Origin of the sequence: Terrabacter sp. RAF57 (assembly GCF_052113925.1) — a bacterium.
In the GTDB taxonomy this organism is placed as follows: Bacteria; Actinomycetota; Actinomycetes; order Actinomycetales; family Dermatophilaceae; genus Terrabacter.
This window is the reverse complement of the sequence record NZ_JBFRDT010000025.1, coordinates 1-15,010: the sequence shown is the minus strand read 5'-3', so window position 1 is coordinate 15,010 and position 15,010 is coordinate 1. Positions and strand designations below refer to the sequence as shown.

Sequence of the window (15,010 nt, the reverse complement as noted above, 5' to 3'; positions counted from 1 at the left end):
GAGAAGCGAGGAAAAGCGGGGCTGACTGCCGCGGAGGCATCGCGGTCGCACGGTGCAGCGGCGTCGCGTCGCGGTCACACGACGTGGAACTCGATCCGGTAGACCAAGGTGTCGTCGTGGATCGGCCCGGAGTGCGCGGCTCGATCACGAAGCGCCTCGAGGTCGGTCTCGCCCGATGCGCGCACGTCCTCGTCCGTCACGCCAGAGAACGGCACGACCTCCATGGAGTCGACCTCGATGACGACCCCCGCGGTCCGGTATCGGCCCCCGACCTTGACCTGCGGACGGTCCCACCGGCGGATCGTGACGGTGATCTCTCCGCGGGCGACCGCATCTCGCAGTTCACGACTGAACATCACCTCGTCACGCTACGTCGCGCAGACCCGCCCCGGTTCGGCCGAGGGCAGTAGTGAATGTCGCACAGCAGCACCTTGGCCATCCGCACGCGCTGGACGACGGTCTCTCGCAGCTCTGATGGCGGCGCAGACATGCCCCGCATAGGCGCTACCGGACCCTTGGAGCCTGAATCAACGTCGTCGCTGACGGGGCGAACGCCATGCGCAACCCCTCGCGCTGGCGGTGAGCAGAAAGGCTGCCGGGCGGCCCAGTCATTGCCTCAGAACTGGACGCCCCTTCCGCCCAGAAAGCAGCGGCCGCATCTCCTCGTGTCTGACACTCACCGCGACGGCCGGACCCCAAGAACGGATGGGCGCATCTCGATGAAATATCGAGGAGCGCACTGCTGGTGCGCGAAGTCCCGCGTGCGGGTCTGGACCCTCTGATGACCGCTGGCCTTCGAAGTAGGTCACCACTGCTCAATGGCAGCGACCGCAGCCCCTAGCACATTCTGAACGAACGCGAGGCCCTCGAGAGTTAAGGGCACCTTCTTAAGGTGGAGATGCGTTTGAAATACACCGTGCGTGCCAGCATGCCGTGTAACCCCGTGGTATTTACTTAGACTGCGATCCAAACGGGTATTAATCGCTTTCCGGCCGCCAGCGCCGCTCGAAAATGAACCAACTGGCAATGTTGTCGTGACAGACATTTCAACTTCTAGGTCGATATGTCCCAGGCGCCCATCGGAGAGGCCCGTATTCACGACACGCATCTCGATTTGTTGAGAGAGACTATGCATGGTTACAGAGTCAGTTGAGGCCGCATAGTTCCCAATCCCACGATAGGCATGTCCCAACTGTCGACAGAAATCGTCCTCGTCTATAGCGTCTCGCCCAGACGACGACAAAGCGTAGGTCTCGGCACGAGTTAGTTGGACTATGAACTCCGTGACAGTTTGCGGCCTGAGCGCCGAATCCCTCTTGGTACTCGCTTCGTAAAGGCTGCCAATCGTCTCGGCGGCCCGAGCGTCAACCCAGTCACTCAAGATCTTGGACAGGGTACCAATGTTTCGATCAGGGTTCTCTGGAACGGGATCCTCGCGACTAATCACATAGAACATCAATTGCGCGAGACTGAATACATCCACGGTCGGAGCGCGGGCCGCTTGCGAGTTGGGCGTATATAGTTGCTCCGGTGCTGCATAGTTGAGCACCCCACCAACGCCAAGATTGGTTGTGACCGTTCGATTGGTCTCGTGATAGGCAAGGTCGAAGTCTGTCAGATAAGGAACAGGCTGACCTTCGTCGGACAGAGACACGATCACATTCTCAGGCTTGATGTCCCGGTGCCGCACCCCTCGATTGTGCGCGTGTTCCACCGTCTCAGCGATGTCGATTAGCAGTCGCAGTACGGCCTCTGAGTCCTGCCGGTCCCAGTAGGCGTCGCGGAGGTTCGGTCCTGGGATAGCGTCCATCAGGAAGCCGAACGGTGCATGCGTTAGCTCACGTACGCGAACAATTCTTGGGTGGTCGAGTTTTCGCATGTTCCCGTAGCCATTCTGAAACCTGGCCACCTTCACCGCATCGTCTAACTCATTCCCGTGAAACACCTTGAATGCAGCGTCCTCTGTTCCAGGCGCTTGCAGTCTCCAAACGTGGCCGTAACCTCCGTGCCCAAGTTTCTCGGCGACCCTTCCATAACGCGTATTCTCACCAATGCTGAGCGAGGAAAGCCTTCCCTGGTGCTCGCGCAGCCGCCCCCGCAGCGCTTGCCATTCTGGTTGCCGCACAACGTCAGGAAGCTGCTCCTCGGTGGACCGAAACCAGTCAAGGCGGGACTCCAATTCGCTCGCACACCTTTTCGCCCCCGACTCGTTGCGGTAGCTCCGGTCAGCGCTTTCTTTCTGCTCGATTCGATAATATTCGTCGAGTAGACTCGCACCTTTGGCAAGTGTCAAAGCGAGTTCATCCCCTTTGAGGGGTCGGCCTCGGCGAGGCTCGAAGCCGCCACCAAGGATGACAGCACCTGCGGCGTCGCCTTTGAAAACGGGAACCTGGGCAGGCGAGTTTAGGACGCTCGCCACATAGGCGTGTAGGCTGAAGACGCTTACGTTTCCATCGAAGTCGACCGCGTCTCCCAACAATCCGTCGGTCAAAGCGGCCGTGAAGACGCCTTGATCTGAGACTTCGAGGGCATCCTGTTCAGGACGGCAAGCGGCCAAGATGCAGCGTGACTCATCCACAGTCGCGATTTCTTTATCGATATCTCGGGGCTGAAGGGCGCGTGACGTTACCCATGGCATGGCACTCCCTGCATGACAGCAGTCGAGAATCGCCAAGACATGTCGATAGGAGCTGGATGCGGACTCCATAAGTTGTCCGAGGTGGGCAAGCGATATTCCTGGGTCGAACTCGCTCGCATCAACCGTGACAAGATTTCCGTTCTCGCCAAGGACGATCCCATGGCCCGCAAAGAAGAACAGCAGAAACTCGCCCGGCTCCTCACCGTAAGCGAGTTTTCCGAGCGCGGTAAGCAGACCCGCGCGGGTAGCTTGTTCATTATGTAGGGACGCGACGTTGAAGCCATACTGATCTAGCGCTAACGCATCGCCCACTAGTTCTGCGTCGCTCACGCACCCATACAGCGGCGCCTTGGGGTAYGCATCGATTCCAACCACGAGCGCATCTCTCCGCACTGCTGCTCCAACCGTCGCCCTGTACTTGCGTCCTGCGACAGTACCGGGGGAAGGCTCCCAGAGGTGCGTTTGCGGACACCCAACAAAAGTCCAAGGGCCCGCTGTCGGAGTGTAGCCGTCCAGAGTTGTCGAGCAGTCGCACTTGCCGTTCCAGGACCGTCGGCAGAGATGGGCGACCGCTGCTCAGCTCCACCGGCCTGGAGCTCCTGACGATGCCCCTTCCGCCGCCAGTGGACTCATGCTCGCTCGAACGGATGGGCGTGCGTCGGCACTCTGAGGGAACCGCTGGTGGAGTTAGATCCGCCAACGGGTCACCAGAACGCCGTAGGTGTGCCGTGTAGGAGCGGGCCGTCGACCCTGCGATCGTGCAACATGAGTCCATGACGCCCGCCTACCTATCAGCCGAGACCGCGCGATGGTCGCCCCAGGGCGAATGGGAACTCCGCCACGCCCTTGAACGGGGACTGCTTGAGGAGACCCACTTCCTAGATCTCAAGCGTGAGCTGCCCACTGGGCGAAGCACCAACAAAGAGCTGGCCAAGGATCTGGCCTCGTTCGCCATTGATGGTGGGCTCCTTGTCCTCGGCGTCGAGGAACGTCCAGACGGCCAGGTAGCCCTTGCACCTCTTGAACACTCGGGCATACCGGAGCGCGTCGAACAGGTCGCGCGTACTGCCATCGACCCTCCACTTGCGGTCACGTGCAGCGTGATCCCGGCGGAAGGTAACCCAACTCTTGGATACGTCATTGTTCACGTGCCTGTTTCTGGAACGGCACCTCACATGGTCGATGGCGCCTACTTCGGTCGGGGCGACAAGACCAAGCACAAGCTGAGCGACTCCGAGGTGGCTAGGCTCCACGCACTCCGCATAGACACGACCAACGAGGTCCGTGCGCTAGTGGCGAATTACGTCGCCCGGGACCCGGTGCCAGCCGACGCTCGCGAACAGGCCCATCTGTTTCTCGTGGCCGCCCCCGTTTCTCCAAGGCCGGAGATGCTCGTGGAAGCCATTGGAGGCGATCGCGCCTTCGAGACTGTGCATCGCCTAGTTCACATTGCCAGCAGCCTCGGTCCTCTGGAGCAGCAATTTCGGTTCTCGCCCGATGTAAGTGTTGCGGGCTCCTTCGCTCGACGCGCGGACGGGGCAGCGATGGCGGCAGGCCTTGACTCAGACCGGACGCTGCAGGCTTCTCCGGGTGGTGCCCATAACGAAAGCGCATTCGAGGTCGAAATCTCGGACGAGGGAATCGTCCGGATGATGACGACTCGCTTCAGTAGCGATATCGACGGATCTCAGGAACTCTTCGAGGACATGCTCCCGGTCTTGGTTCGACGGATCCTCGCCATAGCCGTAGGCGTATCCGATTCGGTTGGATACAACGGTCTGTGGATGATCGGCTTGGAGGCCAACGGGATCGCGGGCTTGGTCGCCTACGGAAGCCGTCGAGGCTTCGGCCATCACGCCTTATCCGCGGATCAACACGTATATCGAAGTGAAGCCACCGCCTCGACAGCGGAACTGGCTCAGGCTCCAGGTGCCGTAACGGGACGGCTTGCCGGCAGGTACCTTCGTAGCCTTGGACTGCATCGGGCGGACCGCTTCTTGACGTTGATCTCCGACGATGCTCCAGAGGGGTCCGCGTGAGCTCGCTGCTTCATTGAGCGCGTTGCCCCGCGTCTTTTCGCCGCCTCCAGACCGGGCCGAAACGCTGGCAGGTGGCTAGCGTCGATAGGTCCATGCGCCTGGCCGCCAGCGGCGGGCGGGGTCTGGGTCAGTGAAGCATCGCCGCGCGAGGTGACTTCATGTCCGGCCCATCCACCCTTCTACCCTTCCAGCCCGCGACCATGTCCAGGACCCAACTCGCCGCCGTGTCCTTCCTGGCGCGCTACGCCGGGCGCACCCACTCCCTCTACGCGTTCCAGTTGCGGGAGTGGTTCGCGTGGTGCGAGATCAGCGGGCTCGACCCGCTCCTCGGAATCCAGCGAGCACACATCGAGCTCTACATCCGTCACCTCGGCGAGCGGGGCCTGATGGATTCATCCGTCGTCACGATGATGCACGCCGTCCGCGGCTACTTCCGCTTCGCCCACATCGACGGCCTCATCCCCGCCGACCCAGCCGTCTACGCCCGCCTCCCCAAGATCCACCGCGACGAGTCCCGCACCCAAGGACTGGACCGGCTCGAGCTGATCCGATTCCTCCAAGTCGCCCCAACCATCACCGTCCACCACGGCGCCCTCGCCTACCTGCTCGGCATCAACGCCCTCCGCGCATCAGAAGCCGCCGCGGTGCGGATCGAGGACTACGCCGACACCCTCCGCGGACACCGCGTCCTGCACCTAGTCGGCAAAGGCAACAAGCCCGCGACCATGCCGGTCACCGTCCCCGTGCTCCGCGCACTCGAGGCCTGCCGCGGCCAACGAACGACGGGACCGTTAGTGCTGCGACCGGTCTCCGGTAAGCCGATCGACCGGCGCGACGTCTACCGGATGGTCGCGCGGATCGCGAAGACTGCCGGCATCCCGCGGCACGTCAGCCCGCACTCGCTACGGCACGCAGCCATCACCAACGCGCTCGACGCCGGCGTCCCTCTCCGCGACGCGCAGATCCTGGCCCGGCACGCCGATCCGCGCACCACCGAGCACTACGACCGCGCCCGCGGCAACCTCGACCGACACGGCGTCCACTTCCTCACCGCGTACGTCGCCGGTGTCTGACTAGCTGGGGCCGCCAGCGTCGACTCCGCCGCGAAGCAGGTGCGTCCGCGGGTGCGGGCTTGATCGGACTTTGCAATCGTCTGCAGATCGGCCTTCGTCGGCACCGGCATGCAACTGAGTCGGGAGATGGCATGCCTTGTACATGGGCCAGAACGGGCGCAACTCCATCGCGGCCGCCAGCCGGTTCGGAGGGGAGGATTGCATTCGCGTGGGCGTCGCCCGCTCGCACCTCTTCCCCGCTCCCGGAGGCACTTCGCGGGCCCGAGAGCAGTCGCCAGGCCGTTGGGACGCGTCCCAGGACGCAGTGAATGGAGTTCTATGGCAAACCCGGGACAAGCGGGCAGCGCTGAGTTACGGTTCCGGCGGCGGCAAGCAGGGTTCGCCACGATTCGTACAGGGGTTACTGACTTCAGATGGCTGTTGTGTTCAACGCCCCGCCGGGGTGGCCCGCTCCTGCTCCCGGTTGGGCGCCGCCTTCTGGGTGGTTGCCTGACTCGTCGTGGCCGCCGGCCCCCGCCGGCTGGCAGTTCTGGAGCCATGTGTCCCAGGTCCCCGACGGAGCATCCGTCCCAACGGTCGCCGCGCCGGCACCGGCGCTGCAGGCCGAGAGCACCACCTACGGGAGCGTGGAGCCCACGCGTCCGCCGTGGGTCGTCGCTCCCAGCCTTGGCGCGCCCGCCCCCGCGGACGGCTTCGCCGCGTTAGCCGCGGAGACGACCAGGGTCGGCAGCCAACGGCCACGGAAGTCGTCGCTGTGGGGGTGGGGCGGCCTGACCGTCACTGGCCTGCTGGGTCTTTCGTCCGGGGTCGGCGGAGTGCTGCTCCTCACGGGACTGTTCGCATTCGTCGTCTCAGTCGTGGCGTTGGCTCGCGGGCGCGTGCGGTGGGCCCACCTTGCCACCCGGGGCTCCGGTGCGGCCGCGCTGGTCGCTGCCATCGCAGCCATGTCGGTCGGCGCCGCAGTCACTCCGTCCGTGCCCACCTCGTCGACCGCGACGCTGGCAGCGACGCCACAGTCGTCAGCTGCGACCACTGCGGAACCGGTGCCCACCACTGCGGCCTCACCGCCCGCGGAGACGAGCGCAGCCGCGACGCCAAGCGCCCCGACGACGGACGCTGAGACGGACTCGCTTCTGGCCGCGATCCGTTCGGCACGGCCCGGATCCGCGTTGGCATTGGTCGGCACGCTGGTCGTCCAGGGCCGTGGCCCGATGACCGGGTACTCCCGCGCCGCGTTCGGCGCCGCCTGGACCGACACCGACCGCAACGGCTGCGACCAGCGCAACGACACCTTGCGCCGCGACCTGAATGCGGTCACCCTGAAGGCCGGCACCAACGGCTGCGCCGTGATGACCGGCACCCTGAAGGACCCATACACCGGCACCACCGTGGCCTTCTCGCGCACAGCCGATACCTCACCGGTGCAGATCGACCACGTGGTGGCCCTCGCCGACGCCTGGGTCAAGGGCGCCGCCCAGTGGCCTCGGACGCAGCGGACAGCGTTCGCCAACGACACCCTCAACCTGGTCGCCGTCTCGTCGACCGCGAACGCCTCCAAAGGCGGCGGCGACGCCGCAACCTGGCTGCCTCCGGCCAAGGCGTACCGATGCGCTTACGTCGCGCGGCAGGTCGCGGTCAAGGTCAAATACCACCTCGCGGTGACCCCCGCCGAGCACACGGCGATGGCGCAGACGCTCAGCACCTGCGCGGCCACCGCCCCACCCGCCGTGACCGTGGCCAGGCTCGGCGGGTTCGCGCTCTACACACCACCCGTGCCCAAGCCCGTGGTCAAGCCGGCCCCCAAGCCGGTGGTGGTCAAGCCGGCGCCCAAGCCCGTGGTGAAGCCCGCCCCCAAGCCTGCGAGCCCGTCGCCCGTCCAAGGGGTGCACCCGGGATCCTTCTGCTCCCCGGCAGGAGCGCGCGGCTACACCAACCGGGGCACGCTGATGCGCTGCTCGTACAAGGCCGGCGACAGCCGCGCCCGCTGGCGATCGGCCTGAGGAGACGACGATGACATCACCCAGTCACGTGACCATGCCCCCCGCCTCCAGTAACCGGCGGGTGCGATAGATGGGCCTCGGGGTCTCCTTCAAGATCGCCCCCGGCGTCCGTGTCCGAGCCTCGAGCCGCGGCGTCCGTGCGAGCGTCGGCCCTCGCGCCGCCCGCGTCCACGTCGGCGCCGGCCGCACCAGCATCTCAACCGGCGCCGGACCGGTCACCCTGTCCACCACCCTCGGCGGCAGCACGCGCCGCACCCCGTCCCGTGCCACCTCGGTGAGCACGACCGGGGCCTCGCCGCGGCCGCGGCAACCCACCGTCGCCCAGCTACAGCCGCAGGCCCGAGCCGCCGAGCGGGCGCAGCAGGTCGCTGAGGTCGCGGCACTCGAACGGTGCTTGACCACCCTGCACCACGTGGCCTTCCCCGAGTCGACCCGGCACGTCCTGCCTACCCCAGCGACCCCAACCCCGGCCGAGATCGAGGCGGTCCGGCGCGAGCTCTACCGGACAGCCACCGTCTGCGTACCGATCTGGAGACGCGCCGACCGGAAACGCGCCAAGGGCTGGGCGAACGACCAGGCCCCTGCCGAGACGCAGCGACGCCATACCGGCGCCCTCGTCAGCGTGCAGTGGGAACAGTCCCAGTTCGACCAGGACTGGGACGCGCTGCGCAACCACGACCCGTTCACCGTGATCAAGGCCGTCGACGACGCGTTCGCCGACAACGCCAGCGACTCCACCTGCGTCGACGCCGGCACTGCCCCCGAGTCGGGGGCCCGCTACGTCACCGCAGTCGTCACCTACGGCGACATCGACCTGATCCCCGAACACCGGGCCGACCGGACACCAGGCGGCAAACCAACACTGCGTAAGCGCACCAAGACAGACCGCAACGCCCTCTTCGCCGCGTCGCTGGCCTCGACCGTCCTTGCCACCGCCAAAGAAGCCCTCGCCGTTGCGGTGGCCGCCACCGAGGCCCGGGTGCTCGTCGTGCGCCCCGACGGCACTGGCGACGTCGAGCCCATCTACGCGGGGACCCTGCGCCGAGACTTCCTCGCCAACCGCGACTGGCCCAGCGTCGACCCCCTCGCGGTGGCGATGGCTGCCGAGGACGCCGAAATGCGGCACAAGGGCAGCACCCGAGAGGTAGTCGGCCTCGCCGTCGAGCCAAACTCGCCAGCCGCCGACCTGATCGAGGCCTGGTCGCAGGCGGTCCCCGAGCACGAATAAACCCGACCCTCCGGTAGCACAGCGACGCCGCCGCGGGCTCGGTCATCCTGCCGTCGCCCGACGTCACCTGCCAAAGCGGCTTGGACGCCGATTCCGCAAAGAGCTACATGGCCGCGATTCGCCCGGTAGTGACCCCGCCGAAGTTGCATCTTTCGCCGCGATCCGCGCCTCCCGAGGACATCCTGGACGGCGTTTGAACCCGAGAATCCCGCGCGCCTTGGCATAGGTCACTTTTGTGCGTCGAGCAGTTCCTGGGCGCGCGCAACGGTCTCCGCGGAGAAGCATGAGGGGGAGTTGACAATCATGTGCGAGGCGACGCGGACCTCAGACGAGTGTTTCGTCTGCACTTGGCTCCCCGGCGCCCCGGTTGGTCCACCGAGGATGCGCGAGACCTCAGTCTCAAGTGACGCGCATGTCGACGGCGGCGGGACCGGAACGTCCGCGCCGGGACCGCACGCGGTCAGGGTCATTCCGGCAACTCCGAAAAGGACCACGCCGAGCGCACTCCGTGTGTCGCGTCCTAGCATGCGCGCAAGGTAGCACCACTACCACCTGGCACTGGCTGTTTTATGCGTGCTCACAAGGCACCTTGGCAGTGTCCTTCCGCCGCCTGAGGCGACGCTCCCCTTCGCGGAGGTCGCCCTCTCCACGGGGCCAGCATGCCGGCGGGGTCCGACAGTCCCCCCGCACTCGGTGGTGGCACGTGAGTCATTACGGCATGCGTCAATCCGCCGCGAACCGGCAGTGTCCTGTCGCCGCGAAGCGGCAGTGTCCTTCCGCAGCCGCTTGCGGGATCTGGCTCCGTGCGCGGAATCAAGCGGGTCGACAGTTGCCATTTGGGCCTGCCGGTGCTCGGCCAAACCCCCGCGACCTAACGTGGCCTTCGGCTCGTCATCCTCATTTCCGGCTTCGGAGAGCGCTAGTTCTGGCTGCGGTCGATCTCGGCCAGTGTGCGGAGCGCGCTAGCTCTGGCTGCGGTCGATCTCGTCCAGCGTGCGGAGCGCGCGCTGGGCCGCCTGGGCAAGATCTGGAGAGCCATTCGACGCCACCCGCTGGAGCTCTATCCGGGCGGTGTCGGTTCCGATGCTGCCGAGGATCTCGACGAGAGTTGGCGAGGGCCCGTAGGCACTGAGTCCTTCGTGGATCAGTGGCACCGCACGGTCGCCAGCCTTGACGAGGAAGATAGCCGCGATCGTCTGCTCATTCTCGCCGCCTTGGTTGACCGCGTCGACAAGCCTCCGACCGGCCGCCGCGCGGCCGGTCAGCCGCCAGGCCGAGCCCGTCGCGAGGACCTTCGCAGAGGCGGCCGCACCCACCTTGGCAAGCCTATCGGCGATCGCGGATCACAATGCGGCGGGCAGGTCGTGCTGTTGCCAGTACGCCGGGTTGTTGGTGGCCCCATGGTCGAACCACCCGTTGACGTGAGAGGTGACCTTGCCTCGGTAGGCCGCTGGAGGGGCGAAGGTCTGTCCACCTCGGTCGGCGATGATCACGAGGTCGAGGCGGACCCTGATATCGATGATTCGCTGAATCTGGGTGAAGTCCGGGAACCATTGGGTGTGAACCGGCCAGCTGAGCAGGACGAGGCGTTCGAACTCCGCGCCTCCGCGGGTGGCGAGGTTGGCCACGGTTCCGCCGTGACTGTGTGCGAACAGGTCTGGCTGTTGCAGCCCCTGGTCCACGAGCCAGGCGGCCAGTTGCTGCGCCGCCAGCTGCCGGGCGGGATCGCTGTAGACGCCGCTCCACCCGAAGCTCGGGTCGTGGAGGTTAAGCGGCGGAACGAGCGCGTCCAGATAGGTGTAGAAGTCGCCGCCGGGACGCCACCAGCGGGTCTTGGCCGCGAACGTTCCGTGGGTGAGGACGGCCGTGTGTGAAGGACGGTCCGTGTCGGTCAGTTCTGCCGCGCGGCCGACGACATGGGCCAGCTTGTCATGCCCCGGGTTCACTCTTGCGAGTCCGATCCGCGCGATCTGCCGGGTCAGAGCATCCCTGGCGTCGGCGCCGTCCACGAGCGTCGCCACGACGTCGGTTCGCTGCGCCCCACCCGCCGTGTCGAGCGCCGCAACCGCTGCCGAGGCGCGCACCAGGCGGCTGTCGCTGTGCAGGCTTACCTCGACCAGGGCAGCGGCGGTCACCGCGTGTGGCTGGTCGATGAGACGTTGCGTCATCTCGGCACCCAACTCCGAGGGGATCCTGCGTGCCGGAGCGGAGACGTAGGACTCGGCATCGACCTCGAGCGGCGCCACGGCCTCCTCGAGGCTGACGCCGCCGGTCCTCTCGATTTGGCCGAGCTCCGGCGGAAGCCCGACCGCCTCCGGCGAATCGAGGCGCTCCCAATGGCCACCGACCGCTGCTCCGGCCGCCAAGACGATTGCTGCCTGGCTCAACCGCGCGTCACGCCCGCTCGCGCGGAACGCGTCCGGGCCGGGAATCGGTGTCGCCTCTCTGAAATCACTCACCCCATACACCCTGTTCCTACGAGACCGCGGTGTCGAGCGCTGGTGTCTTGTGGCTGGTCGCGACGGTTCGGCCCCTCATCGACCTCCTGAGACCTGCGTCCTTTAGCCGCGATGGCGCTCAGGGCGCCAAGCCCAAGTTCCAGGTTTCCGGCTGGTCTGGGATGTAGCTCCAGGGCGGAAGTCGGTATCGGGTTCCAAGAATGGGGTTGAGAAGCGTCAGCAGCTCCGCGGTGTGTTGCCGTGCGACGGTGTACGTCGCAAGTGCGCCGTCTACATCTCGGGGCAGCTGATCTCCCGCTTTGGCGTAGAAGTCACGAAGTGTCGCCACCGTGGCGTAGTAGGTGGCTTTGTCGCCCAGTCGCGGCATGCCGCAGTCCAGCAGGTCCTCCATGTCCGTGGAGAGGAAGCCCATCGTGGTGGCCGCCCTAAGGTCGGGACGGTCCATGAATCGAGTGTCGCCGGTGGCGACGTCTTCGACGATCCGCCCGGCGATCACTTTGGCGTATGCCTTGTCGAATGCGTCCGTCTCGGGCGGCGGATTCACCGGAGAGCCCGTGAGATTGGGCGTCGGGGTGATGAGCCGGCCCTTTGGAGCGCCGGGACTTGGTGAGGCAGTCACTTTGGGAGCGGGCGGTGGAACGGGCGCCGGTTTCAGGTGGCGTGCCGCCGGCGGCTTGGGAGCTGGCGGCGTCGAGGCTGCGCTCGATGTCGAGGGCCAGGTCTCCAGCGTCGTGACCGGACCCGCCATGGGCAGTGTCGGCTGCGCCTGCGTTGTGCCAAAGGACGCCCCCACCGATGTCGCCTGAGCACTTGGTTGCCCGCCAAGGCCACCGCTCACGATTCCACCAAGGCCGAATCCGAAAAGGATTACCCCGCAGGCACCGACCGCCAAGATCGGAAGGGCTCGTTTCCGTGGCTCCGGGGCAGCTGTGGCCGCAGGCGTTTCTGCGGCGGGTGCCGTGCTCTCGACGTCGGCGAGGCCGGCGGCCGGCCGCTCATCGAGGTTGCGGTACTGCTCGGTCCAGCCTTCGCCGTCGTGATACCGCACACGCCGCTCTCCCGACTGGTAGTACCACCCTGCTTTGATGTCGGCCTCCCCTGCCTTGCACGTGTCGCAACATGGTCACAGCCGCCGAGACGACACGGAGTGGAATCGCCAAATCCAGCTTGCGACCCGCTCATGTGGGGGCGCGGGCACACATGGAGTCGTCCGCTAATGCCTCGAAATCGCCACGCGCGATTCGGACTCGTGCTTACCATCGCCCGGAGTACTCGAGCCACGTGTCAGGGGCAACAGGTGACGGACGATCGCGGCGACTACCGGGAGATCTGGCCTCCGTTCAGGGCGGACTCCCCAGCGCCGGCCCAGAAGGCGAGTCGGGCGTATCGAGCTCTGGGGATAGGGTTCGCCGTCGCGTTACTGCTGGCAAACACCGCTGGTGCGGGCTATCTAATCGTGCGCGAGCAGGCCGACTCACAACGCATCACCCAACTCTCCGAAGACCTCGCTGCTGCCGATTCGAAAGTCCAACAGCTGAGGACTTCCGTGGCCAGCGCGCAACACGAGGCATCGAACGCCAAGACCGTGGCGGAGTCCGCCAAGGTGGCCGCGGGCGATGCCGGCGACCGCGCCGCGACGGCGAGCGAAACCGCAAGCAAGGCGGCCAAGGCGCAGGAGCAAGCCAAGTCCGCAGCCCTGGACACCAACGCGGTCGTGGAGAAGGTGAAGTCCTCCGTCGTCACGGTGCATTGTGGCGACGCGCTGGGCTCGGGGTTTGCCGTCGACGCCGCCGCGGTCGACGGCTACGACACGGCGATCATCACCAACCACCACGTCATCGAAGAATGCACGGTCCAGGGCGGCCCCGACGCCTACGCCTCCCAGGGAGACCGGAAGTTTCCCTCAAAGCTGTGGACCTGGGACGAGGAACACGATGTCGCCCTCCTGTACCTCAACGGGGGCCTGAGGCCGCTTCAGGCGGCGCCGCAGGCGAAGGTCGGAGACCCGGTCGTCGCCATCGGCTCGCCATACGGTCTCGAGGGCACAGTGACGACCGGCATCATCTCCCGCATCGAAACCAACTGGTACCAGACGTCAGCGTCAATCAATCCCGGAAACTCCGGTGGGCCGCTGCTCGACCGACAGGGCCGCATCCTAGGTATCAACAGCATCACCATCGGTGGCGGCGGCTCCGGTATCGGCGGCTCAATGCGTATGCGGGTCACCTGCTCGGGCATCTTCCAAACGGGCTGCCCGTTCAACAACTGATCGGCCGGAGGCGCGCCGCGTCGAGCGATCTCGCAGCACACCGGCGTCTCGTGACCCCGCGTCATACCTTCGCCGAGTGCATATGAGTCGAGTAGGCGAGGTAGACGCGGCGCGCCGAACTGAGGACAGTGGTTGCTGAAGCCGACGATGGGAGGCCGGGTGTGGCAACACGACAGAGGGCCGTGACGAGCGACAGCCTCACTCCTAGCCATAGTGCAGGGGCAGGAAATGCCCACTGAGCGGAGTTGGCCGCGGATGCTGGTTCTACTTGACGCGAGGACCCGGCCAGTCGCGTTTATCGCGATCGTTCTGAATATCGTCGCCCTCGCGATCATACCGACATTGCCGCCCGATCAGCGGATCTTTGGCTTTCTCCTATTCGTGATCGTGCTGCTCTCGTCACTTGCCGCCATCGTACGATTGGTTACCCAGGCGAAGGCTAAAGACCACACTAGACCAAACCTCGAAGCTAAGGTCGACGCTCTCATGGCAAAACTTGTGGCGGACAAGTTCTTGCCAGATTTGATCATAGCGATACCTAGAAGCGGGCTTATAGTAGCAGGAATGCTAGCCCATGCTCTCGGCGAGAAGAAGATCTCGCCCGTCCTATCGTTGGTTCGCAACGACCATAATGAATTTGACAATCCATTAAACTTAATGAGCTTCACGTCCAAGGATTTCGACGAAAACTCGGTCCGTCCAATCCAGGTGCTCGTGGTCGACGACATTTGCGCTTCGGGAAGAACATTAGTGGCGGCGAGGGCTTATGTTGAAAGGCACCTCAGTGGGGCGGACTTCAATATTAGGACTGCCGCAATTTCATACCTGGGGTCGAGCAGCCGCGCCGCTAAACCGTGTCTTACGTCGTCGAAGAATCCTCGACAGCGATTCTCGGCGCTTCCGGCGACCTAGAGGCCATGCCCGAATAGGGCCCCGAACGCCACATATTTCAGCCCGTCGGCCGCCGGAGGGTTGATTCTCAGTCAACGGGTGAACGGCTTCGTGACCTTTTGGGGGCCGGCGCACGACGCGATGGCTGGCGTCCCCCTGCCTGCCGCCTGCACGAGGGACAAACTTCGATAGCCGGCGTTCGCGGAATCGCGACGGCTCGCCCGGCACCAAACAGGGCGCCCGTCTCGGCAGCAGCTGCGTCTTACCGGCTCCCTTCTGTTGTCAACCGGTCGCGTGGAGGTGGGTCTTCCGCGTGGTGGCTGTGCGGCGTAGCGTCGTTGGCGCGGGTCCGGGAAGTGGCTGATCCGAAGCGCTGGTGAGCGGGTTCGAGCCGGCCGCGCTGGATACATGAG

The 15,010-nt window shown here is 65.4% G+C and carries 11 protein-coding genes; 6 read left to right on the top strand and 5 right to left on the bottom strand.

What is annotated here, in order from left to right; all coding sequences use genetic code 11:
* Positions 1-74: 74 nt before the first annotated feature.
* Together AB4Y83_RS20240 and AB4Y83_RS20235 are read right to left on the bottom strand one after the other, a co-directional pair.
* The gene (locus AB4Y83_RS20240) at positions 75-356 is read right to left on the bottom strand and encodes an ASCH domain-containing protein (protein WP_442297984.1); all 282 of its coding nucleotides are present in this window, start codon (positions 354-356) and stop codon (positions 75-77) included.
* A 449-nt stretch (positions 357-805) separates the two neighbouring features.
* Positions 806-3,013 (bottom strand): protein kinase domain-containing protein, encoded by a 2,208-nt coding sequence (locus AB4Y83_RS20235; protein ID WP_442297983.1) that lies wholly within the window; start codon positions 3,011-3,013, stop codon positions 806-808.
* A 398-nt stretch (positions 3,014-3,411) separates the two neighbouring features.
* On the opposite strand from AB4Y83_RS20235, the gene AB4Y83_RS20230 reads away from it, so the two are divergent.
* The 4 genes from AB4Y83_RS20230 (at position 3,412) to AB4Y83_RS20215 (ending at position 8,978) form a co-directional block, all read left to right on the top strand.
* Positions 3,412-4,677: an AlbA family DNA-binding domain-containing protein gene (locus AB4Y83_RS20230; RefSeq protein ID WP_442297982.1), complete on the top strand. Its 1,266-nt coding sequence runs from the start codon at positions 3,412-3,414 to the stop codon at positions 4,675-4,677.
* 200 nt (positions 4,678-4,877) lie between these two features.
* A complete protein-coding gene (locus tag AB4Y83_RS20225; protein WP_442297981.1) occupies positions 4,878-5,750 on the top strand; it encodes a tyrosine-type recombinase/integrase in 873 nt (290 codons plus the stop codon).
* Between the two features lie 815 nt (positions 5,751-6,565).
* Positions 6,566-7,750, top strand: coding sequence for a GmrSD restriction endonuclease domain-containing protein (locus AB4Y83_RS20220; RefSeq protein ID WP_442297980.1), 1,185 nt, complete (start codon positions 6,566-6,568; stop codon positions 7,748-7,750).
* 70 nt (positions 7,751-7,820) lie between these two features.
* Entirely contained in the window at positions 7,821-8,978 is a 1,158-nt protein-coding gene (locus AB4Y83_RS20215; RefSeq protein ID WP_442297979.1) for a DUF4236 domain-containing protein, read from the top strand.
* A gap of 962 nt (positions 8,979-9,940) precedes the next feature.
* Here AB4Y83_RS20215 and AB4Y83_RS20210 read toward each other — a convergent pair.
* The 3 genes from AB4Y83_RS20210 to AB4Y83_RS20200 form a co-directional block, all read right to left on the bottom strand.
* Entirely contained in the window at positions 9,941-10,294 is a 354-nt protein-coding gene (locus AB4Y83_RS20210) for a hypothetical protein (protein WP_442297978.1), read from the bottom strand.
* Between the two features lie 27 nt (positions 10,295-10,321).
* Positions 10,322-11,437, bottom strand: coding sequence for a hypothetical protein (locus AB4Y83_RS20205; RefSeq protein ID WP_442297977.1), 1,116 nt, complete (start codon positions 11,435-11,437; stop codon positions 10,322-10,324).
* Positions 11,438-11,555: 118 nt separating this feature from the next.
* A complete protein-coding gene (locus tag AB4Y83_RS20200; RefSeq protein WP_442298013.1) occupies positions 11,556-12,524 on the bottom strand; it encodes a DUF2510 domain-containing protein in 969 nt (322 codons plus the stop codon).
* A 210-nt stretch (positions 12,525-12,734) separates the two neighbouring features.
* Between AB4Y83_RS20200 and AB4Y83_RS20195 the strand changes: the two genes are divergently transcribed.
* Together AB4Y83_RS20195 and AB4Y83_RS20190 are read left to right on the top strand one after the other, a co-directional pair.
* Entirely contained in the window at positions 12,735-13,706 is a 972-nt protein-coding gene (locus tag AB4Y83_RS20195; RefSeq protein WP_442297976.1) for a S1C family serine protease, read from the top strand.
* Between the two features lie 255 nt (positions 13,707-13,961).
* Positions 13,962-14,618 (top strand): phosphoribosyltransferase, encoded by a 657-nt coding sequence (locus tag AB4Y83_RS20190; protein ID WP_442297975.1) that lies wholly within the window; start codon positions 13,962-13,964, stop codon positions 14,616-14,618.
* Positions 14,619-15,010: the final 392 nt, after the last annotated feature.

Coding starts and splice junctions, on each gene's coding strand:
- AB4Y83_RS20225 (WP_442297981.1), top strand. CDS start 4,878: ATGTCCAGGACCCAACTCGCCGCCGTGTCCTTCCTGGCGCGCTACGCC.
- AB4Y83_RS20215 (WP_442297979.1), top strand. CDS start 7,821: ATGGGCCTCGGGGTCTCCTTCAAGATCGCCCCCGGCGTCCGTGTCCGA.
- AB4Y83_RS20240 (WP_442297984.1), bottom strand. CDS start 356: ATGTTCAGTCGTGAACTGCGAGATGCGGTCGCCCGCGGAGAGATCACC.
- AB4Y83_RS20230 (WP_442297982.1), top strand. CDS start 3,412: ATGACGCCCGCCTACCTATCAGCCGAGACCGCGCGATGGTCGCCCCAG.
- AB4Y83_RS20190 (WP_442297975.1), top strand. CDS start 13,962: ATGCTGGTTCTACTTGACGCGAGGACCCGGCCAGTCGCGTTTATCGCG.